The sequence below is a fragment of the Neptunomonas sp. ABH4_499 genome, assembly GCF_056160565.1.
Map to the genome: position 1 here is coordinate 22,217 of NZ_JBSWXK010000001.1, position 21,819 is coordinate 44,035.

Below are 21,819 nucleotides of genomic sequence, written 5' to 3' on the forward strand. Positions count from 1 at the left end.
GAATACTTAATACTCCGATCGATTTCCTGTCAGTAAGAGGCGGTAATCCTCACTGCCTGGCATTGCTGTAAAGCTACAAAATGGTTGTTTTAGATCATTCAGATCCATAAAACTCCACCACAGAGTCCCCTCAATCTGATCAATCAACTTAGGAAGCCACTGCTCCAAATCGTGTTTCACCCAACGGGTTGGATTCGGTAACACTTGCCCACTGTGAAGCTCAAAAGTTTCGGATACTTCTGCGATGTGGACTTGCAATTGAGGCAGACTCCAACGCTCTTGAAGCGCTTTAATACCGGCGTTTTCCATCAGCTCAAACAGTGAGTGCGCATCTTCAAAGACCCAGCCTAATCGGGTTTGGTGCGCATCAATTTTGTAGGTTAGAAACAGAGGGAAATAACGACCTACCGCATCGACACTTGGCATCATAATCCCAAGGTAAGCTTGTTCACGCTGTTCGGTTGGCGGCAAAACAAAGCGCCATACAGGCGAAACCAGATACGCCTTCAGCCAATTTTGATCCCCCATCCCACCTTTGGTGTGATAGATCGTCGACTGCATCCAATCGTACAGCAGGGAGCTGATGTCGGCCCCTACACCCACGGAGACAAAATCCGCATGTGAGGGCAGCTTGCCGTAAATCCCGATTTCAAGGCCCGCCATTATTCACACCTCACTTGGCGAAGCTCTGCCATCTGGAATGGGTTGTAAACGCTACCTGCACGCAGCTCCATTGTTAAGCTAAATTCGTTTTTCAACGTGAAGGTCAGCTCGTAACGCTCACGATCCAGACGTTTTACTTTGGCTTTGTCGAACAAGCGGAACAACGCCCAGTCGCCTTGCTCTGTGATCGACTCTTGACCTGCGGTGGTAACGATCACCAAACGAGCCAAACCTCGATCGGAGTTACGACCCAAGTCCGGCCAGCGGAAGCGCTTACCGCTTTGCGGGCCATGTGCATACGTTAATTGCTGTCCGTTAACGAATAAGCTCATACGCAAAATCGATTTATCCATGCGCATCGGCTTAAGCTCGAAACTGATCGCTGGATCACTGGAACCTGTGCGATAGAAGGTATCGCGAATGACGCGACCGTTCTCAAGCTGACGCAGAACCCCATCAGAGAAACCTAAGCTCACGTTATTGGCTTCGTTCCATTTCCAAGGACGGCGCGAGGTATCAATGTAATCGACAACCACATCGTTGAAGTAGTTTTCTAAGATACCGCCCGGACCAAAGTACGCCGACACATCATCAAAGGTCGCCTCACGAGCGCTATTGCGGTTAAACGGATAACGGCCTTCGATCATATTTTTACAATGGCGGGCAACTTCGTTATTCCACTGACGCTCCATGTAGTTTTTCGCATCAGAAGCCGTTTGCAACTTCGCTTTGTTGGATACCTTATCCAACAAAGTTGAGATTGGTTTAGGCTGACGCTGAGCAAGCACGTCCATATCTTGAATTACCGACGCCGCACCATTGCCCTTTAACTCATCCATGGCAGTCTGACCGCGGTTCATCGAGTTATTCATGGCGTTCATGTAGACATACAGCTGGTCCAACATACGCAAGGTTTCTTCGATGGGCGGATCGTGCTCATCATCGCCCTCCACCTGAGCATTCAGGTCCGCAAAGTACTCAACCACCGGGTTTGGACGGTTCAGATCAGGAATCGCATTATTATTGGCAACCTGATCAGGAATGGCTTGATTCGGGTTCACCCCTGTAGCTTGGGTGACTTCAGCAGGTACATTTAAACCAGTTTGATCAGCAACGCCGGCCAGCAATGAGAATGCACGGGCGGAGGTATGCTCACTGATGCTTTTAATCAACGCGATGATGGGAGAATCCTTACGCGACAGTTCACGCAGAATCGACAGGGTTTCACGCGGATTGTTCATCTGCGCAAAGTCCAATGATTCAAGATAGCGCTGCCAGGTCACCAGATAGTCATCCAGATACAAGGCTTCAATCTGATCTTGTAGCTGCTCTGCGCTGACGCCAACCGATTCAAGGCCGTATTCCTGCCCCATGACCCACTCATCACTTAGGAAACGCTCGATCATATCGTCACGTTTTTCGATGAAGTACTCTTGGTAGCCCGCTTTGGTAAAGAAGCCACTGAGCTCGCTGGTGATTGGTTGTCCATTGGTAAACTGGAACAAGTAAGCAGCTTCCGAGCCAACACCATCGACCAAACGATACGGTTTCAGATCATCGTTTTGCATACCTTCCTGCTTTAAGCGGAAGTAGAAACGCTTCGCAGGTGGCAAGGTACTTAACAGAGTACGGACACTTTGCACCAACTCTTCATTCGCCCGAAGAGGCGTCTCTTTGGGCATGTAGTCCAACAAAGCCGAGAGGTGATCTTTTAAGTTCTGATACTCATCCTTACGAATATCGCGCGGCAAAGTGCGCTGCCAATCAGACTCAACCCAATGCGTAACGGCGGCTTTATCAAGACGCGCAGGGTCACTCAGCATCAGATAAATGCGCAAGGTATCGTACAGATACTCGGCATCCGCACGTTGCTCATAAAGAGCGGATTCAACTTGCACCAACAGTCGTGGCAAAAAGGTTTTATAAAGAAGACGCCCATACGCATCGCTGGCTTCTTGGCCTAATTTACGGCCTTGGTACATGCCCATCTGCAACCAATGGTGCTGCTCGTCCGTTGCTTGATCCTCATAGCCGGTTGGCAAGGCACGCACAGTATTCAAAGCTTTCATTGGTGCAAATAGATTTTTCTCGTAACGACTGATGTCGGCGACAACCTCTTCGGCGTTTTTCGTCTCACCCGCCACTTCTTGGATCAAATCTTGATTCTGGAAGTAGCTGTACCCCCAATAACCGGACAGTCCCAAGGCAAACAGCCCGACCGCGCCATAAGCCAAAAGATGCAGTATATAGAGACGGCGCTCCTGCTTGATGTTTGTCCCAGCAAGACCGGATTCTTTAAACATCACCTTGGTAAAAAGGTTATGTAAGAAGTAACCCTTACCTTTACCCGAGCGCTGCGATTGAGACTCGGAACGAAGACCAAAACGCGCGCCCAGTGCGTTTACAACGCGATCCAGTGTCGTGCCATCTTGTGTACCACTGGTAAAATAGACGCCGCGCAGAAGCGGTTGCGTTTCAAAGCGCGTCGGCTTAAAGATCTCTTGCAAGAAAGTCGAAACCGGGTCCTGCAATAAACTGAGCGTACGCGGGAACATATAGATGCGATCCCGACGGTTAATGTCAGTCTCCATCTGCAAGCGATCCACTTCGCGCGATTGGATGCGCTCTTGAAGGGTTTTAAACTCCATCAAGAAGTGCGGAACCACATCTTGCTCTTGATTATCATCTTTATAGGGGAAGGTCATACCCCAGACTTGCGCGCGCTCTTCACGACCAAAATCGTCAAAGTACTCGGTAAAGCCCGGCAAAAGGTCAAATTTGGTCAGCGTAACGTAGACCGGAAAACGGATCTGGAAGGTGTCCTGAAACTCTTGAATACGCTGCTTAATAAACTTCGCGTGGGTGATCAAATCCGACTCAGACATCTTCAATAAGCTGTCTACTGGGAAAGTAATGATCAGACCGTTAACCGGCTTACGGCTACGGAATTTTTTCAGCAAACTCAAGAAGCCTTTCCACTCGACCTCATCCAGTTCGCTTTGATTATTTTGCGTGGTATAGCGACCCGCGGTATCCAGTAATACGGCTTCATCGGTAAACCACCAATCACAGTTACGCGTACCGCCGACACCTTTAACGGACGCCCCTACCGAATCCATCAAAGGGAAGTGAAGGTCTGAATTCAGAAGCGCCGTGGTTTTACCCGATCCGGATGGACCGATGATCACATACCATGGCAGAACGTACAGATAACTGCCCTTTCCACCCTCTTTGGTTTTGACCTTTTTCAGAAGCTTTAGAGCTTCTTCAAACTTGTGCTTGAGCTCGCCGACCTCTTCCTTACCAAGGTCTTCTTTTTTGGTGGCTGGCTCTTGCGTGGCCATTTCGGTGGCCATCTGCTCGTTCTTTTTCCGTGACAGCATGTAGCTTTGGAACTTGTACACCAAAGCCATACCGAACATGGCAAAAATCATGGTGCCACGTGTCATCGCAGAACCGAACGGATCACTTCCGCCCATCTGAATGGCGGGCAATACAAACCAAATCAGCAGCGCAATGGTACCCAGCGCAACAAACCCAAGAATCGTTTTAAGCTTTCCTGCTATGGACGACAAAAGACGCATCAGTTACTCCCTCCATTGGTGCGCCAAACAACATTCGACAGCAGTACAATTTCCACACGTCTGTTTTTAGAACGTCCCTGTGCGGTTGCATTGTCTGCGACGGGCTGAGTATCAGCCTTACCCTCTGAGCTGAAACGGCCGAACTCTTGCGTGTGCTGCTCCAGCATCGCTTTTACCTGATCTGCCCGAGCAACCGATAGGTGCCAGTTGGATGGGAATTTCAGAGTATTGATGGGCTGACTGTCCGAGTGCCCTTCTACAAGTACCTTGCCATCCACTTCAAAAAGCGCCAAGGCAACGCGCTTCAAGAGCGAGTCGTAGCGAGTGTTGATGCGGGCTTGGCCGGAGTCGAACAGGCGATCCCCTTGGATAATGATACGAACGTGACCATTACGCTCATCCACAGCAAGTAAGTTTTCATCAATCTCAGGCTTTAGGAAGGTTTTGAGCTTTTCCAGAGCCGACAAATCAACCACTTTTGGACGGTCAAACGTCGTGGTCGCATCCTGACCTAAGACAGCCAATGCTTGATACGGCGGGTTAGAGGCTTGGTTTAAGCTGTACATCAAACCAAAGAACAGCAACGCCATAAGGCCAGCTAACACAGAGGCAAACACCCACAAAGGCATAAATCGACGAAGCTTACGGTTTGCAACCGTTACCCCGTGCCAATGCGGCGATAGCTGACGTGCTGATTCACCACGTTGAGAGCGAATCAAACGGTACAGCCGAGAGCGAACCTCGGTCAGTTTACCAATGCGATCCGGCTCCACCGCGTATCGACCTTCGAACCCCAAGGTTAAACAGACGTACATTAACTCGAGCAGATCGATGTTAGCCGACGGGTCTTTTTCAAGGTTTTCAAGCATGACGAAGAAGTTTTCGCCGCCCCAAGTTTCCTTGTGAAAGTGGCTCAGCAAACTGCGTGTCCGCCAATCACTTTGTCCACCCCAAGGGGTATTTAAGACCACTTCATCCAGCACGGTACATAGGATGTAGCGCCCGATCATCACGGTACGAGAATCAATCCCTGAACTTCGTGCCGTGATTTCATAGGTTTCGATCTCTTCGACAATTTGTTGACGAAGCAATCCAGCGCTTGGGTTTGAATGGGATTTTTTGATGGTCGGAATCAAGGACAGCAGCTTGAAAGCGGCGTTCTCCAACCGGTTAAATCCGGAACTGATAAATTTGTCAGCATCATCAAAGAGCGCCCCCCAATTGGACGGCTCTTTAACATCCGATGCCGGAGCAATGTCTGCTCCAGAGGGTTTACCACCTGGAGTCGGTATAATGACCGTGCGGTCGCCTTTAAAATCCATTTTTGCGAACTTCCATTACTGCAGACAGGTGTTTATTTAATGGCCCACAATTCCAGCTGTATCCCTGGGAACTGACTGCCAATATGCAGAGCCAATCCTTTAGATTGACTGATGACCTGCCACCACTGTCCTTGTGTGTCCAATTCAAAATATACGGCACCGTTGTAATACGGTACTTGACGAGGTGCCACCGGAAGCGGTTCCAGCTTCACGCCTGGCAACTGACGGTTAACCAAGTTATTGATCTGATCAATCGGACCAATTTTCGCCTGCACAGGCAATAAGCGGCGTAGATCCTCACGCGGCATATCGGCCCGAACCGACAAGACAAACAAAGCGCCGGCTTCCACTTCTGGAATGAAGCCCACTCGAATGCCAAAGTTTTTCTCATCCAAGTCAATGCGAACAGCGCTTTGATCCAACATGGTGCTCAGCGGCTGCTGAAGCATGATCTCAAGCGATTCAAAAGTAGCTTGAAGATCATCGTGTTTATACACAGAGCGCTCGTTGATCCGTTTATCAGGATGCGTAAAGGTTGCCAGCTCACCCGCAAACTGCATCAAGGTAAGGTAGGCGGTTTCTGGGTGGATCGATTCTGTGACCAAGTAATGATCCAAGACCGGCTCGTAGCGATTTAACAACTGAAGCATTAAGAAATCAGCCATCTCAACCGACCCGCCGCTTGAAGCGGATTTTAATCGATCCGCCAACGCTTGAGCACGAATGCGTGTTAAGCCATGAATTTCCCGTACGATGCGATTTAAGCCATCGGTGCGAATCAGATTCAGAGAAGGCGGTACAAAGCGATTATCAAGCTCGATGGTTCGGTTTTTAATCACCGACACACGCGCAATCGGAATGGCCGAAAACTGATGGTGGTGCTGACGCTCGGTTAATACCGATACTTTTTTACCGGCCACCTCAAGGTTAGCAAGCGCACTGGAGCCTGCGACCACGTCAGGTACCTCGATGGTGTCGATACGGTAACGCGCATTAGGGTCAGCATGCCCAGCTCGGTCCAATTCTTTAGCACCGGCACGCCACAAAGGCAATCCCAAGTAAACCAAACCACCTTCGTCTTCAACACTTAAGGTAACCGGTTCTGGGATCGGGTCTTCACCCGGCATATCGATTGCTGTGCCATCTGGCAAAATAGCGCGACAACGGCGGATGACAAAATTACCCAATCTAAGCGCCGATTCGTCGATCTCTAGCTCAGATATACCCCAACCATAGGTGTTAAGTTGCTCCTGCTGCTGATGCAGAGCCCCTTCAATGTAACGATCTTGCTGCTGGAAATGCTGAGGACGAATAAACATCCCCTCCAGCCATGCGACTTTGTTATGCCAGCTCATACTGTTTATTCACCATCCGCCAGCAACACTCGACTGGTTAACGCCACGGTCTGCAGCGACATAACCCGTTGAGAGGAGATCATTTTTTTCAAGAAGCCACGCGAGTCACGGACTTGAACGCTCGCTTTCCACTCAGCGTTGTCGATGTCGCGATAAGCGGCAATCACGGCAATGTATTGAGTCTCGGGGTTCAAATCGGTTTTCAGCTCTTCAATCTGACTAGGGCTCATGATGAAAATGCGTGTATCAAGCAAACTCGAGCCCAGAGGCTCTTCGTTATAGAGCGTAAAGAAATCGCTTTGCTCGAACTCCGTGAGTGATTTGAGCTGATAGATGCGAATTTCCAGTGGCGAAGCCACACCGCTGGTGTCCGGGTTAATATCGTGTGCCGCTTCAATCACCATCTCTAACTTGATGGGTTGATCTTCATCTTCGCTGAATGGATTTACCGAGGAGCACCCCGCCAGTACCAACATCAATCCGGCTAACAGTGCTTTGTAAAAACGCGCTCTCATTTTAGATTCCTTAATTGATCCTCGTAGGCTTTACCAAACTCTGCTGAGAATAAGTCTTGGAACTCATCTTCCATCATCGTGCAGATATCTTCGTAGAAGTCTCGATACTCCAACCAATAGTCGGTTTTGCTGCGACCTAAAATCCCCTTCTGGTGACGCGGTCTGCGATCAAACTTCCCTTCAAGATGCTCCGGCTCAAAACGCTTTAACAAATGAGCAAACGCTGCCTGGATACCTGACATCATCGCTAACTGGTGGGCTTGAATGTCTTTAAAGCCCTCTTCAACCGAACGAGACGCCGACATGTAAGCAGACGAGTCAGCAAACATCATAATTTTGAGCGCTTCGGTACCCGATGGTGAGAATTTCAATGGGTTGTTATCGGTTGGGCGAATCATCGTCTGCTGAAGACGAAACTCACTTTTTACCAAGCTACGCGTCGCCAGTGTCTCAACAATCCCTTGCGAGAAATGCTGAATCATTTGACCAAACTCTTTGGCCACGGCCGCTTTGTCACGACCATCCAACAGATTAGCTGGCACTCCCGCTTCTTGAAGCATCAAGTCAAACAGATCCGATGATGCAGGCGTCTGAGTAGACGAGCTTACGGGAGCACTCGAGTGCACAGGCTCTGGAGACACTTCAGGCTGAAGCTGAGCCTGAGGTACTGACTTAACTTCCGCTTTGGGTGCCGACACAACGGCCGCTGCCACCGCAGGAATTACCTTTTCCGAAACCGGTTCAGGAAGATCACCCAGAAGCGCGCCAGTAACATCCATTCTTTGTGGCTTGATCTCTTCTCGGGATTCAATGGGTTGACCCAACGCTAAATCAGCGTTTTCAGAAGATTCAACCTCTTGTGCCATCTCTGGTGCTGTACTGAGCATCTCATCCATTGAGGGAGTTGATGGCTCATCAGCCTGAGGCTCTGTGGGCGCTTCATCAACAGCACTGGATGAGGCTTTCGCATCATCGACGAAGTCTGGATTTAGAAGATCCGCCATGCCAGGCTGAGATTTTGGCGAAGGCGCTTCACTGGCTTCTGTTTTCTGATCCAGTAGGGCGTGTGCAATATCAACAATGGTCGGCTTACGCTCTACTGTCGCTTCATGGGCGGCTTCGGACTCAGCTACAACTGCGTTTTGTGCGATGGCCTCTTGCGCTTGATGAACATCAGCTTCAGGTACGTAAATTTCATCCGGGCTTGGCTGCAACAGCGCTTCTGACTCATCAACGTCTGGTTCTTGCGCTTTCTCAAGCTCGCTTAGGCGGGACATCTCTTGTGCCAAAGCATCAGAGACGGCGCTTGACGCTTCGGTCGACTCAGGCGCTTTTGAAGACGCGCTAGGCGTCGCTACAGAAGCGGCTTCCATGTCCATCCAGTTATCCGGAATGGCATTGGTTGAAGCCGCTGCAGTAGGCTTCACAAACGCTTGATCATTAAGGTCTGCTTCTGGTTCTTCAATAGGCTGTGGTGCCGCCGGTGGTGTGAAATGATCCTTTTCTGGCGACGCCGGTTTTAGAAGCTCACTGATGTCTGCAGGGGAAGCCTTTTCTTCAGCAGCAGGCGTTTTACCCATAAGATCATCAAAACTGACAGGTGCTTCATTTGCACCCATCTCTTTGGCACCCAGAACCGAATCCAGAGGACGCTCAGATTCTTGGTCAGGCGCAATGGTTTGGATAATATCGGCAAACTCTGGCTGATCGTCTTTTTCAGAGTCCGGGGTCAAGAGTGCATCGATATCTTGATCGGAGGCAGCCATCGCCACCGCCGATTTTAGATCCACTCGGAAAACATATTCACCCATCGAAAGTCGATCGGAGTTTTTAAGAATCGCCGTACGACCACGACCAATAGGCTCATCTGCGCCGTTCACATACACACCATTTGTGCTGATGTCGGTCAGATGGTATTCGTTGTTCTTGCGATGGATTACGCAGTGTTTACTTGAAATGTGCAGTTTAGGGTCTGGTAGTACGCACGAATTATCGCCGCCACGCCCTAGAGAAAAGATATCCGAATCAACGCTAACGGCATCAACACCCTGCAATAGGTGCTGACCGTTCATCACGGTAAGCTTCAAGTCCATTTGTACTACGTCCTGTTGTAACGATTCTATCCAAGAATTCAGGGATGCTATAGTAAATCACCTGTGAGGCGATTTAAAGCAAATCATTTACATTCGTCTGCAAATGCAAACATTATCATTTAAACAGCCTTTTAAAACGGCTTTTAAACCAAGCGCTTACACACCTAAATGTAAGCACTTGGTAACACTCATTTCTGATTTTGGATCATTCCAAGCGCATGAGGCGTGGTTTCTTCGTTAATCTGATCACCAAACCATGTAAGAGTTTCGTGTAACGATACCACCTCACCCACAATGATCAATGCTGGTGCTTCCAATTGTGCAATAACTTGCTTCTCGACGATGGTTTCCAGTGTCCCCGTCAGCACCTTCTGATCAGCAGCCGTTCCTTTAGACACAATCGCTATCGGCGTTTCAGGCGGCTTCCCATGCTCCATCAAACCTTCGACTAGAACAGGCATAGTGTGAAGCCCCATATAGAAGACCACGGTCTGATTTGGATGAACCAATTCTGCGAAACGCAGCGCTTCTTTTCGGTTTTTTAATTGCCCAGTGACAAATTTGACCGATTGAGCGTAATTGCGATGCGTTAACGGAATACCCGCATAAGTCGAGCACGCACTGGCCGCCGTAATGCCCGGTACGACCTGGAACGGAATCCCGTGCGCTTTTAGCTCTTCAAGCTCCTCTCCACCGCGACCAAAAATAAACGGATCTCCGCCTTTCAGACGGACAACACGCTTACCTTTTTTGGCGTGCTCAACCAACAGCTGGTTGATTCCCTCTTGAGGGACAGCATGGTTATCGCGGCGTTTACCGACGTAAATCAGATCCGCATCGCGACGACACAAATCTAAGACCTGATCCGACACAAGGTTATCGTAGAAAACCACATCAGCCTGCTGCATCAATCGAAGCGCTTTAAAGGTTAAAAGCTCTGGATCACCGGGCCCTGCGCCAACAAGGTAGACCTCGCCCGAACGATAACCCGTATTCCCCGCCGCAATCTCCTGCTCCAGCTGCTTTTCGGCCTCATCGTAACGCCCTAAAAAGACCTTTTCGGCCACTTGGCCCTCAATGATCCGCTCCCAAAAGCGGCGGCGATCATTTAAACCGGTAAAACGGGCTTTGACTTGATCACGAAAGCGCCCCACCAAAGCACCAAGACGGCTGTAGCCGGTCGGAATGAGCGTTTCTAAGCGAGCCCGCAGCAAGCGCGCCAGCACCGGGGATTCGCCACCGGAGGAGATACCGATCACAATGGGAGAGCGATCAACAATGGCCGGGAAAATAAAGGTACACAAATGCGGCGTATCAACCACATTAATCGGCACCTGACGCGTCGTTGCATCATAATGAATGCGCTCGTGAAGCACATTATCGTCAGTAGCAGCAATGACTAGGCACTTTTCTTCCAAGTGTGATGGATAATAGTCACCAATGATGATCTGATCTTTAGGGCTTGTCAGCATCTGACGCAGTTCGTCTACCACTTCGTGGGATACTACGGTTAGGTTCACGCCTGCACGCTTCAGTAATCGCGCCTTGCGAACCGCTACTTCACCACCACCGACAAGCAACGCCTGCTGTGACTTAAGATCAAAGAAAAGAGGAAGGTAATCCACATGAAGCCCTCAATGAGTGTCATAAGCCTACGATACCACAGATCGTTTAACCCACACTCATCGAAGGCTTATTTGAACACTCAACTACAGATTAGAGTTGTGTATGCAGGCCGCACTCGCGCGTTTCCAGCGCTTTTGTCGGATCAAAGTAATCGTGCTCGTTAGGCAGGTCGAATTCTTTAAGGTACGCCTCAAGATCCGCCTCGCTCCAATCAAACAATGGCGCCACTTTGATGATGCCGTCTTTGCTGCTGGACACGATATCCAGTGACTGACGAAACTCGGTTTGATCCTTACGGATCGCATTCAACCAAAGATCCGGCTTAAGCTCAGACAGCGCACGCTGAAACGGCTCCAGCTTCACTTGACGCGTAAACTCTTCGTGCAAAGGATCATCCACATCAGGAATCCCTTTCATCAGAACATTACGACGCGCAGCCGTTTCACGAGGGATGTACACCTCTACGTTCAGATTTAAACCCTGAATCACTTTTTCAGCAAAGCGGTACGTCGCCGAGGTGTTATAGCCCGAATCCACCCACAGCACTTTAATGTCCGGCTTAACTTGCGCGGCCATGTGCAAGATGACCGCTTCGTATGGACGGAAATTCGTCGTAACCAGTGGGTTTTCCGCATGCTCAATCGCCCAAGCAACGATCTCTTGCGCTGATTTACCCTGTAACTCTGCATTAGCAGCAGCGATATCGATGTTCATTTGACTCTCCTTTGCAGAGCACTCTGCAAATTGGGAACGCCCGCCGCTCAGCGACGGAAGATCGGACGCGGGTCCGCAGCGGTTCCTTGATAATTGACGGTGATCTCTTCAAACGCCTTTAAAGAATCATCACTGAAATTTTCGTCGTTCAGCTCAAAAGCATTAAAGCCACAGCTTTGCATGTAACCTAAGCGGTCTCGACCCACATCACCGACGGCACGAATCTCGCCTTCAAAGCCAGCACGCGCTACTTTGCGAGCAATACTGAAACCACGACCGTCACGGAAAACAGGAAACTCCACCGCAACAACCGCAAGGCTTGGCAACAGTGCAAGCAAGGCGTCTACATCATCGTCACCATTAACCAGCACACCAAGATCACCTTCACGACCCTCAAGATCAGCTTGATTTTCCAGCACGTACGTCAGTGGCAGAATCACATCACCGCTTGCAGGAACAGTCGCATCGCCATTTTCAAGCGCTTCACGGTTTAGGGTTGTAAAGCAATCCTCTGCAACCACAGATCGATTAATGAGCAGGGGCATAAACTCTCTCCTTAAACGGTGCGATACCCAAACGCTGAACAGTGTCAGCAAAGGTTTCTTCTTCTTGGCGATTTTCGACATACACAGACAAGATCGTTTTCAACGTGTTAGAGACATCGTCCGCCGCAACCGCTTTACCCAAGACTTTACCCAGACGCGCATCTTCTTTTGAAGATCCGCCGAGTGTGATTTGGTACCAATCTTCGCCTTTCTTATCGACACCCAAGATACCGATGTCCGCTACGTGGTGGTGACCACAAGCGTTGATACAACCAGACATATTCAGGCGGATATTGCCCAAATCGTACAGATGATCCAGATCATCAAAAGCCGTGTTGATCTGCTCAGCAATGTTGATCGTTTTCGCATTGGCCAGAGCACAGAAGTCGAAACCTGGACAGCAGATCATGTCAGTCAACGTACCTACGTTGGCACGCGCCAATTCGTTATTGGCCAGCACTTGCCACAAGGCGTACAAATCCGCTTGCTTAACATCACCCAACACTAGGTTTTGGTGGTGTGTTGAGCGAATCTCACCAAAGCTGTACTGATCCGCAAGATCAGCCACCAAGTCCATTTGCGCATCGGTAATATCACCAGGCGCTTTCAAAAGCGGCTTCAGTGACACCACAACCGCACGATAACCCGCTACTTTGTGCGCAACCGTGTTGTGTTCAAACCACGCTTTAAAGGCCGCATCGGATGCAAGCTTCTCATCCAGACTGGTATCGTTAGCCGCTTGTGCGTCGTAATCCGGTGAGGTAAAGAAGGATTGAGCACGGGCAAACTCTTCGTTGGTCAGCGTTAAAACGCCATCTTTGCCGTTTTCTTCCCACTCTTTTTCAACCAGAGCGGAGAAAGCCTCAACACCCATGGCATCAACCAAAATCTTGATACGCGCTTTGTATTTGTTGTCACGACGACCGTTCAGGTTGTAGACACGCAAAATGGCATCAAGGTAGGACAGAAGGTGCTCTTTCGGCAGGAACGAGCGCACAACTTTACCGATAAACGGCGTACGGCCCAGACCACCACCGACCAGCACTTCAAAACCGATCTCGCCTGCATCGTTCTTAACGATGTGCAGACCGATGTCGTGTACCTGCGAAGCCGCACGGTCTTCAGGACCGCCGGTGACGGCAATTTTGAACTTACGCGGCAGGTAGGCAAATTCAGGGTGCAAGGTCGACCACTGACGAATGATTTCACAGTAAGGACGCGGGTCTTCAAGCTCTTGAGCATTGATGCCGGCGTATTCGTCCGTTGTGGTATTACGGATACAGTTACCCGATGTTTGAATCGCGTGCATCTGAACTTCAGCAAGCTCTGCCAGAATGTCCGGTACTTCTTCCAGTTTCGGCCAGTTGTACTGAATGTTGGTACGCGTTGTGAAGTGACCGTAACCACGGTCGTACTTGCGCGCAATGTGCGCCAACTTGCGCATCTGAGTTGATGACATCAAACCGTACGGCACGGCCACACGCAACATAGGCGCGTGACGCTGAACGTACAGACCGTTCATCAGACGCAAAGCCAGAAAATCATCATCTGACAGCTCGCCCGCTAAGAAACGTCGTGTCTGATCGCGGAACTGCTCGACTCGTTCCTCAACCAGCTTCTGATCGACTTCGTTATATTGGTACATTATCCACCCATTCAGCAGTCAAACTGCCATTGATTCTTGATAATTAGCGTTAATTTTAATAATTGAATCAGCCTGCCAACACAAAGCGCAGGCCGATTGCGAAAAGGAGTGACCCCATGATTGGCTGCATCACTTTTGGTGACAAACGCGCGCCCAAGTGACTGCCAATAAACACGCCCGGCAATGAACCGATCAACAGATAGGCCAGAAGCGTTAAATCAACACTGCCCATACTGTAATGACCCGCACCTGCAATACCGGTTAACACAACCGCGTGAAAGAGATCCGTACCCACCACAGACTTCATGCTCATGCGCGGATACAAGGTAATCAATAAAGCCGTACCCAGTGCCCCAGCCCCTACCGAGGATAAGGTCACCAGAGCCCCCAGCACCAAGCCCATCGCCCACGTCACAAATGGACGCACTTTACGGGCGGTTGCGACCCAAGGACGCCCCTCCATCGCTAATACCTTGTCACGGATGCGGTTACGTAAAAACACCGCCACCGAGGTGAGAATCAGCGAGAAACCCAGCGTTAAGTTCATCAGATGCTCAATCTGAGAAATATCCGCCAGATTATTAAGATAGGCCAAGGTCAATAAACTGCCCGGGATACTACCGAGCAGCATTAAAATTACAACCCTCCAAGCGACCAACTTTTTGCGAGCGTAGGCTAAAACACCACCGCTTTTCGTAACGGCCGCATAGATCAGATCGGTACTGACCGCGACGATCGGGTTAATACCAAAGCCCACAATCAAGATAGGCGTCATTAGCGCACCGCCACCGATACCGGTAAGACCGACCACAAAACCTACAAAGAGGCCTGCTAAGCTGTACGCTATTTCCATGATTTCTAGACACTCACACTCGATCATCCCGAAGGGGATAAATTCAGCGTGCATCATACCAGCATGCAATATAACTAGAAATAATAGTTTTTCATTTTGTTAGAACCGTTAGAACTAAGCAATAAAGCGCTATAGACTCTCCACTTTTTATAACCTAGAGATATAAACAGATTTCCATTTATTCCTTTTATTGCACATAGCACTTTGACATAATGCGCTGCATTCTGCAGATGCCCTAAGCGTCTGCCACCGATTTGGACGTTACAGACGGTCGCCAAAGACCGCACAACATTTTCGATTAATTTCATAGGCAGAACTGATGAGCGCACTTTCCGAACGCCGGTTAACCCATTTAAAGCAGCTAGAAGCTGAAAGCATTCAGATCATCCGCGAAGTAGCAGCAGAGTTTGAAAACCCTGTCATGCTGTACTCCGTTGGTAAAGATTCTGCCGTTATGCTGCACCTAGCGCGCAAAGCCTTCTTCCCTGGTAAACCACCGTTCCCATTGATGCACGTCGACACCACCTGGAAGTTCAAAGAGATGATCAGCTTCCGTGACAAAATGGCCGACGAAGCGGGCATGGACCTGATTGTGCACATCAACCAAGAAGGTGCTGAAATGGGTGTAGGCCCATTCACACACGGGTCTTCTAAGCACACCGACATCATGAAGACTCAGGCACTGAAGCAGGCGCTGGATAAGTACAAGTTTGACGCCGCTTTTGGTGGTGCGCGTCGTGACGAAGAGAAATCCCGCGCGAAAGAGCGCGTATTCTCGTTCCGTGACCAAAACCACCGTTGGGACCCTAAAAACCAACGTCCAGAACTGTGGAACATCTTTAATACGCGTGTGGATCAAGGTGAAAGCATTCGTGTATTCCCATTGTCTAACTGGACTGAGCTGGACATCTGGCAATACATCTACCTAGAGAGCATCCCAATCGTACCTCTGTACTACGCTGCAGAGCGCCCAGTTGTAGAGCGCGATGGCATGTTGATCATGGTGGATGACGAGCGTATGCCTCTGAAAGAAGGCGAGACGCCAATGATGAAACAAGTGCGCTTCCGTACCTTGGGTTGCTACCCACTGACCGGCGCTGTTGAGTCAGAAGCGGCCACTCTGCCAGAGATCATTCAAGAGATGCTGCTGACCACAACATCAGAGCGTCAAGGCCGCGCGATCGATCACGACTCAGCGGGTTCTATGGAGAAGAAGAAAATGGAAGGGTACTTCTAACCCTTATTTGAACTGCACAAAACACCGTGCCCATTTTCACTGAGTATTAAAGAGATTACTTATTATGAGTCACCAATCTGATCTGATTTCTAGCGATATCCTTGAATATCTAAAGCAACACGAAAACAAAGAACTGCTGCGCTTTTTGACCTGCGGTAGCGTTGACGACGGCAAGTCCACCTTGATCGGCCGTTTGCTGCACGACTCTAAAATGATCTATGAAGATCAGCTAGCCGCCCTGCAAAGCGACAATGCGCGTGTCGGTAACGCAGGCGAAGAGTTAGACCTCGCCCTGCTGGTGGACGGCCTGCAAGCTGAGCGTGAACAAGGCATCACCATTGATGTGGCTTACCGCTACTTCTCAACCGACAAGCGTAAATTCATCATCGCTGACACCCCAGGGCATGAGCAGTACACGCGTAATATGGCCACCGGTGCCTCTACGTGCGACCTTGCCATCATCCTGATCGATGCGCGTCATGGCGTACAGGTACAAACTAAGCGTCACAGCTTCATCGTGTCGCAACTGGGTCTTAAGCACACCATCATCGCCGTTAACAAAATGGACTTGGTGGACTTTAGCGAAGAGCGCTTTGAACAGATCAAAGCCGACTACCTTGAGTTTGCTAAATCGTTGGATCTGCCAAACGTGCAGTTCGTACCGCTGTCAGCCCTAAAAGGCGACAACGTAGTAAGCCTGTCCCCATCAATGGATTGGTACAAAGGCCAGCCACTGATGCAAATTCTGGAGACAGTCCCTGTCACCAACACGTACAACTTTGATGAGCTGCGCTTCCCTGTTCAGTACGTTAACCGCCCTAACCTCGACTTCCGCGGTTACTGCGGTACGCTGACCTCCGGTGTGGTTCGCAAAGGCGATCAAGTGACCGTTCTGCCGTCTGGTAAGTCATCTAAAGTAAAATCCATCGTCACATTCGATGGTGAAATCGACGAAGCGTTTCCACCGATGTCGATCACTCTGACTCTGGAAGATGAGATCGATATCTCACGTGGCGATATCTTGGTTCACAGCGACAAAGTCCCATCAACCACCAAGCGTTTCGATGCGTCTTTGGTGTGGATGTCCGAGAACAACCTGATCCAAGGTAAAGATTACGAGATCAAATTCCTGACCTCGCGCGTACCGGGTGCGGTTACTGCGATTCGCCACCAAATTGATGTGAACACGCTGGAAACATCACCGGCTGCGAAACTCAGCTTGAATGAAATCGCACGTTGCGAATTCACACTGCAGCGCCCAATCATCGCGGATAACTACAAAGCGTTCCGCGGCACAGGCTCCTTCATCGTTGTTGATCGTCTTACCAACGCCACCATGGGTGCCGGTATGATCATCGAAACAGCGGAACAACAAAGTGTTTCTCTGTTTGATCAAAGCCAAGTATCCAGCGATGAGCGTGCTGCACGCTTTGGCCAAAAAGCGGCCATCATCAAAGTAACTGGCGAAGAAGCCGAGACACTGGCGTACTCTTTGGAGAAAGCCCTGTTTGATCAAGGCCGTGCGGTTGTTGCGCTCAACGCTGAAAATGCCGATGCGGCGGACGCCCTGAAAGCTGCAGGCTTGGTCGTTATCACGACAGCGAACATCGCCTCTGACGTCGAACTCACAACAGGCGGCAATGTCTCTGTTGAAGGCGTACAAAAAGCGATTCGCGATTTACAAGAGCAAGATCTGGTATAATTTTGCGCCGCGGGTTTCGGCCCGCGCCAATACCAGCCTCCCTACTTACAAAGCCAAGGCTCTTTTTAGCAGCATTGGCTTTGTTAATTAGGGCCGCTAGCCCATTGGGTTTAGCATTATAAAAAACAGCCATGTGGCAAGAATAAGCGAGCAAGGCGAAGATAAATTCGCCAAAAAACCGTGAAGCAAACGAAATGACGGATTTTTTACTGATAATAGTCAGCACCGTTCTGGTGAACAACTTTGTTCTGGTTCAGTTTCTAGGACTGTGCCCCTTCATGGGCGTGTCCAATAAGCTAGAAACGGCGATGGGCATGTCTTTGGCCACCACCTTTGTATTGACACTATCGTCTGTTTGCAGCTACCTGGCCTACACCTATTTATTGCAACCGTTTGACCTTGGTTACTTGCGCACCATCACCTTTATTTTGGTGATCGCCGTTGTGGTTCAGTTTACGGAAATGGTCGTTAAGAAGACCAGCCCGCTTTTGTACAAGGTTTTAGGCATATTCCTACCTTTGATCACCACAAACTGCGCGGTTCTTGGGGTTGCCTTGTTGAACATCAAAAAGCAAAACGGCTTCATCGAATCCATTTTCTACGGATTCGGTGCGGCGGTTGGCTTCTCGCTGGCGTTGATCCTATTTTCCGCCATTCGTGAACGTGTTGCTGTGGCCGATGTGCCCGCCCCTTTTCGTGGCGCTGCGGTCGGCATGGTAACCGCAGGCCTGATGTCGCTCGCCTTTATGGGCTTCTCCGGTCTGGTATCGTTTTAAAGGATTGAGCTGATGAGTACTGTTGTCATTGCCATATTGGTATTGCTTGGTCTGGCCATTGTTTTCGGTTTGATTCTTGGCTTTGCCGCCGTGCGCTTTCGTGTCGAAGGCAACCCAATTGTCGAACAGATCGACGAGCTACTGCCACAAACACAATGCGGCCAATGTGGTTACCCAGGCTGCCGCCCGTACGCCGAAGCCATCGCTGGCGGCGATGCGATTAACAAGTGCCCTCCTGGTGGACAAAGCACCATTGAAGCCTTGGCGGATCTTCTTGATGTCGAAGCGATCCCGCTGGATGCCGAGCACGGTGAAGAGCAAGTTAAAAAGGTAGCTTACATCCGCGAGGATGAGTGCATCGGTTGCACAAAATGCCTTCAAGCCTGCCCTGTTGATGCCATTTTAGGTGCAGCGAAGCAGATGCACACGGTGATTACGACCGAGTGCACAGGTTGCGACCTGTGTGTGGAACCTTGCCCTGTAGATTGTATTGATATGCTGCCTATTCCGACCACTTTGAACTCTTGGAAATGGGAACAACCCGTGCCTGGCATTAGCTTGATCGCCACTGACACCGGTCGCGGTTCTGAACAAAGAGGCGCGGCATAATGGGTAAGATTTTCGCGTTCCACGGCGGTATACACCCACCAGAGAACAAAAAGCAATCAACACGCACGCCCATCCGTACGGCGCCGATCCCGGCGGTGTTAACCGTGCCGTTGCAGCAGCACATTGGTGCTCCGGCAAAGGCAACCGTACAACCTGGTCAACAGGTTCTTAAAGGCCAAGTGATTGCTTTAGCGCAAGGTCGCATCAGTGCATCGGTACATGCGCCTACTAGCGGCACCGTGATCGAAATCGGCCCAAAGCCGGTTCCGCACGCCTCGGGATTAGAAGCCCCTTGTGTTGTGATCAAAAGCGATGGTCAGGACACTTGGATTGAGCATAAAGGGTTGGAGGACTACACCGCCCTTAAGAAAAACGAGCTGATCGACTTTATCCGTCACCACGGCATATCAGGCATGGGCGGCGCAGGCTTCCCGACCGATGTAAAGCTGCACCTTGGCGATGATCATATTGTAAACACCTTGATCATCAATGCGGCTGAGTGTGAGCCTTACATTACAGCCGATGATATGTTGATGCGCGAGCGCGCCGAGCAGATCGTAGGCGGTATCGAGATCATCAACCACCTGATCCGCCCAAGCCACATCATCATTGGCATAGAGGATAACAAATCCCATGCCATACGTGAGCTTGAAGCCGCCACCAAGCAATCCAAGGTCGCGATGGATGTGGCCGTTGTGCCAACCAAGTACCCATCAGGTGGCGAGAAGCAACTGATTAAACTGCTGACCGATGTGGAAGTACCGAGCGGCAAACTCCCAGCGGACGTCGGCATTGTGTGCCAAAACGTCGGTACTGCCGCGGCCATCCACCAAGCCGTACATGAAGGCAAGCCGTTGATCTCCCGTATTGTTACGGTAACCGGCGAAGGTGTGGCGAAGCCCCAGAACTTTGAAGCGCTCATTGGCACCCCATTTGAGACGCTGTTAAAGGCCGCAGATGTTCAACCATCGATGAACCGTTTGGTTGTTGGTGGCCCCATGATGGGCTACACCATTGATGATGCATCGATTCCGGTGGTTAAGACCTCCAACTGCATCATCGCAGCCACTCACGATGAGATGCCTCCGGCGCCGCCTGCATTGGCTTGCATCCGTTGCGGCATGTGCGAACAGGTCTGCCCGGCCGAACTGTTACCACAGCAACTTCATTGGTTTGCGAAAAGTCGTGAATTTGATAAGGCCAAACACCACAATCTCTTTGATTGCATCGAGTGTGGCGCTTGCTCGTACGTCTGCCCAAGTAACATTCCGTTGGTGCAGTACTATCGCTTTGCAAAATCCGAGATTCGCGAGGAAGAAGCCGAGCAGCGCAAAGCTGAACAAGCGCGTATGCGTTTTGAAGCACGACAAGCCCGTCAGCAACGCGAAAAAGACGAGAAAGAAGCACGTCGTCGCGAGCGCGCAGAGCAAGCGGCCAAAAACCAAGCCGCTAAAGCCAAAAAAGCCGCTGCGCCTAGCAGCGACAAAGCCGCCAGCAAAACGGATGCACCGGCTGCTGATGTGAAAAAGCTGAAAACCGATGCGGCCATTGCTCGCACCAAGCTGAAGAAAGCGCAAACGGCACTGGCAAAAGCTCAGGAAGAAGGCCAAACCGATCTTGCCGCTTTGGAAACAGCCATTACTGAAGCACAAGCGGCTGCAGATAAAGCCAACCAAGCATTGGAAGCGGCCGAAAAAGGCAGCGCGAGTGCAAAACCAGCTAACGCACAGCCGGATCTTAAGCAGCTTAAGACACAAGCCGCCGTTGCCCGCACCAAGCTTAAAAAGGCACAACAAGCGCTGAAGATGGCCGAAGAGAAAGGCCTCGATGGCGTTGACGAGATGCGCACAACCGTCACTGAGCTGACCGCTAAAGCAGAAGCGGCACAAAGTGCTTTTGAAGCCGCCGAATCCGGTGGTTCTAGCAGTGCAGCCGGCGGGAATCCTAAGCAGGATGGCTTAAAAGAGGATATGGAAAAAGCGCTAAAAACCTACGAAAAATCGAAGAAAGCGCTTGAAACAGCCATTGCCAACGCAAGCCCTGCTGCGGAAAAAATGAAAGCCGGTGTCGAGAAGCTTAAAGGCAAATACGAAGCCGCCAAAGCCGAGTATGACAAAGCCGCCGCTGAATCGGGCTCTGAAAGCAGCAATAGCGCTGATCAGAGCGCAGAAGCGCCCGTGGACCTTAAGGCACTGAAGCAGTCAGTCTCGATTATGCGGACCAAGCTCAAAAAGGCCGAGAAAGCTTTGGAAGAGGCAGAACCTTCTTCGGACGATGCGAAAGCCGCCCAAGACGAAGTGGAGCGTTTACGCACCGCGCACGATGACGCCAAAGCCGCTTTTGACAAAGCCGAGTCAGCAAAGGTAGAAGCCGCAAAAGCCAACGGTGTGGATCTTAAACAATTGAAGATCGATGCCGCCATGGCCCGCGCCGCTGTAACCAAGCTTGAGCGCGCCATTAAAAAACAACAAGAAGAGAGCCCCGATGCGGACATCTCTGAGCTGCAGAGTGATCTTGCAGCCGCTCAGGCAAATGCTGAGCAACTTAGCCAAACGTTAAGCCAATATGAATAGGACCGTT

The 21,819-nt window shown here is 50.4% G+C and carries 16 protein-coding genes; 5 read left to right on the forward strand and 11 right to left on the reverse strand.

Annotated features, from left to right (window positions below):
* Positions 1-6: 6 nt before the first annotated feature.
* The 11 genes from tagF to ACXAF9_RS00150 all read right to left on the reverse strand — a co-directional run bounded on the left by tagF (position 7) and on the right by ACXAF9_RS00150 (position 14,972).
* Positions 7-663: a type VI secretion system-associated protein TagF gene (gene tagF, locus ACXAF9_RS00100; RefSeq protein ID WP_475069188.1), complete on the reverse strand. Its 657-nt coding sequence runs from the start codon at positions 661-663 to the stop codon at positions 7-9.
* On the reverse strand, positions 663-4,247 hold the full coding sequence (gene tssM / locus ACXAF9_RS00105) for a type VI secretion system membrane subunit TssM (RefSeq protein ID WP_475069189.1): 3,585 nt from the start codon (positions 4,245-4,247) through the stop codon (positions 663-665). Before tssM ends, tagF begins: the two co-directional genes overlap by 1 nt.
* Complete coding sequence (gene icmH, locus ACXAF9_RS00110) at positions 4,247-5,569, reverse strand: type IVB secretion system protein IcmH/DotU (protein WP_475069191.1); 1,323 nt, start codon at positions 5,567-5,569, stop codon at positions 4,247-4,249. The genes tssM and icmH overlap by 1 nt, the downstream gene beginning before the upstream one ends.
* Before the next feature lie 32 nt (positions 5,570-5,601).
* A complete protein-coding gene (tssK, locus tag ACXAF9_RS00115) occupies positions 5,602-6,924 on the reverse strand; it encodes a type VI secretion system baseplate subunit TssK (RefSeq protein WP_475069193.1) in 1,323 nt (440 codons plus the stop codon).
* A gap of 5 nt (positions 6,925-6,929) precedes the next feature.
* Positions 6,930-7,439 carry a type VI secretion system lipoprotein TssJ gene (gene tssJ / locus ACXAF9_RS00120; protein WP_475069195.1) on the reverse strand — a complete coding sequence of 170 codons (510 nt, stop codon included), beginning with the start codon at positions 7,437-7,439 and terminating at the stop codon, positions 6,930-6,932.
* Complete coding sequence (gene tagH / locus ACXAF9_RS00125) at positions 7,436-9,532, reverse strand: type VI secretion system-associated FHA domain protein TagH (RefSeq protein WP_475069196.1); 2,097 nt, start codon at positions 9,530-9,532, stop codon at positions 7,436-7,438. The genes tssJ and tagH overlap by 4 nt, the downstream gene beginning before the upstream one ends.
* Before the next feature lie 188 nt (positions 9,533-9,720).
* Positions 9,721-11,157, reverse strand: a complete 1,437-nt coding sequence (cysG, locus tag ACXAF9_RS00130) for a siroheme synthase CysG (protein ID WP_475069197.1) — start codon at positions 11,155-11,157, stop codon at positions 9,721-9,723.
* A gap of 91 nt (positions 11,158-11,248) precedes the next feature.
* Positions 11,249-11,872, reverse strand: a complete 624-nt coding sequence (locus tag ACXAF9_RS00135; protein WP_475069198.1) for a phosphoadenosine phosphosulfate reductase domain-containing protein — start codon at positions 11,870-11,872, stop codon at positions 11,249-11,251.
* Between the two features lie 47 nt (positions 11,873-11,919).
* The gene (locus ACXAF9_RS00140; protein ID WP_475069199.1) at positions 11,920-12,417 is read right to left on the reverse strand and encodes a DUF934 domain-containing protein; all 498 of its coding nucleotides are present in this window, start codon (positions 12,415-12,417) and stop codon (positions 11,920-11,922) included.
* Positions 12,401-14,062 carry a nitrite/sulfite reductase gene (locus ACXAF9_RS00145; RefSeq protein WP_475069200.1) on the reverse strand — a complete coding sequence of 554 codons (1,662 nt, stop codon included), beginning with the start codon at positions 14,060-14,062 and terminating at the stop codon, positions 12,401-12,403. The genes ACXAF9_RS00140 and ACXAF9_RS00145 overlap by 17 nt, the downstream gene beginning before the upstream one ends.
* Positions 14,063-14,129: 67 nt before the next feature.
* Positions 14,130-14,972: a sulfite exporter TauE/SafE family protein gene (locus tag ACXAF9_RS00150; protein WP_475069201.1), complete on the reverse strand. Its 843-nt coding sequence runs from the start codon at positions 14,970-14,972 to the stop codon at positions 14,130-14,132.
* A 262-nt stretch (positions 14,973-15,234) separates the two neighbouring features.
* Between ACXAF9_RS00150 and cysD the strand changes: the two genes are divergently transcribed.
* From cysD to rsxC, 5 genes are all read left to right on the forward strand, one after another.
* Positions 15,235-16,152: a sulfate adenylyltransferase subunit CysD gene (cysD, locus tag ACXAF9_RS00155; RefSeq protein WP_475069202.1), complete on the forward strand. Its 918-nt coding sequence runs from the start codon at positions 15,235-15,237 to the stop codon at positions 16,150-16,152.
* 64 nt (positions 16,153-16,216) lie between these two features.
* Positions 16,217-17,854 carry a sulfate adenylyltransferase subunit CysN gene (gene cysN, locus ACXAF9_RS00160; RefSeq protein ID WP_475069203.1) on the forward strand — a complete coding sequence of 546 codons (1,638 nt, stop codon included), beginning with the start codon at positions 16,217-16,219 and terminating at the stop codon, positions 17,852-17,854.
* Positions 17,855-18,048: 194 nt separating this feature from the next.
* Positions 18,049-18,630, forward strand: coding sequence for an electron transport complex subunit RsxA (gene rsxA / locus ACXAF9_RS00165; protein ID WP_475069204.1), 582 nt, complete (start codon positions 18,049-18,051; stop codon positions 18,628-18,630).
* A 12-nt stretch (positions 18,631-18,642) separates the two neighbouring features.
* Complete coding sequence (gene rsxB / locus ACXAF9_RS00170; RefSeq protein ID WP_475069205.1) at positions 18,643-19,239, forward strand: electron transport complex subunit RsxB; 597 nt, start codon at positions 18,643-18,645, stop codon at positions 19,237-19,239.
* Entirely contained in the window at positions 19,239-21,812 is a 2,574-nt protein-coding gene (gene rsxC, locus ACXAF9_RS00175) for an electron transport complex subunit RsxC (protein WP_475069206.1), read from the forward strand. The genes rsxB and rsxC overlap by 1 nt, the downstream gene beginning before the upstream one ends.
* The last annotated feature ends 7 nt before the right edge of the window (positions 21,813-21,819 follow it).